2 protein-coding genes are annotated in these 790 nt (G+C 63.3%); one reads left to right on the top strand and one right to left on the bottom strand.

Features of this window, described 5'->3' with window-relative positions:
- On the top strand, nt 1–340 hold a 340-nt coding region (locus RLDS_RS29470; protein ID WP_236616763.1), incomplete at its 5' end, for a hypothetical protein.
- Nucleotides 341–342: 2 nt separating this feature from the next.
- Here RLDS_RS29470 and RLDS_RS29465 read toward each other — a convergent pair.
- The coding region (locus RLDS_RS29465; RefSeq protein WP_021224272.1) for a hypothetical protein at nt 343–790 on the bottom strand (448 nt) is incomplete at its 5' end.

The following is a 790-nucleotide window of genomic DNA, read 5'->3' as shown; positions in this document are numbered from 1 at the left end:
CCCGCGCCTTCGCGCGGGAGCGTTGGGCGGGAATGGCTCTCTCGTTTCCGCCTCGGCGGAGGCGAGGGGAAGTCGGATGATCAAGCCGGAAGATTTGGAGGCATCGGATCGACATTTCGTGGAGCAGGTCATGCTATCGATCCGAATGCTGCGCGGCGAAATTGGGCAAGGCGATGGTGGCGATGCGAGGATGCAGCGCGCTTATGCGCTGGTCTTGATGCGCGAGGCTCTGGGCGTGCTCGATTCGATCCGGGACACCAATTGCACCCCGCATTTGCAGATGGCGATCGACCGATTGCTGGGCGGCCCTCGCAATGATCTGTCGCGGGAAATTCATTGAAATCAGGCCCAGGCGAGGCGGGCGTCGTCCGTTCCATCGGCGCTATCCGCCAGACGCTTCAGCCGGGGCAGATACTGTTCGACGCCAAAGCGCATCGCGCGCCGTGACGTAGCCGGGTCGGCAATGCGCTCCCTGAGCTGGGAAAGGGCGATCTCTCCTACGCTCTCGGCGTCCACGCCCAAGGCTTCGAGAAGCGCATAGGCGTTGCCATAGGCAAGATCGAGTTCAAGCCCGCTATCGGATGTAAGCGCGACCCTCATGGTTATTTCGGCCGAGTTGGCGCAGTGGTGAACGCAGACCCGGCGGGCACGAAACTGCGCTTCCTCGACCACGCTGATCACCGCCGGATCATGGTCGAAGATGGCCGTCACCGTGGCCAGCGCGAGCGGGCAGACCCGGACCTCGAAACTGTCGCCGATGATGTCGTCGGGTTCGATGAGCGCGGTGCCG

The sequence above is a fragment of the Sphingobium lactosutens DS20 genome (genome assembly GCF_000445105.1).
Classification (GTDB): Bacteria; Pseudomonadota; Alphaproteobacteria; order Sphingomonadales; family Sphingomonadaceae; genus Sphingobium; species Sphingobium lactosutens.
The sequence above is the reverse complement of the archived record's forward strand: the minus strand, read 5'-3'. Positions and strand labels throughout refer to the sequence as shown.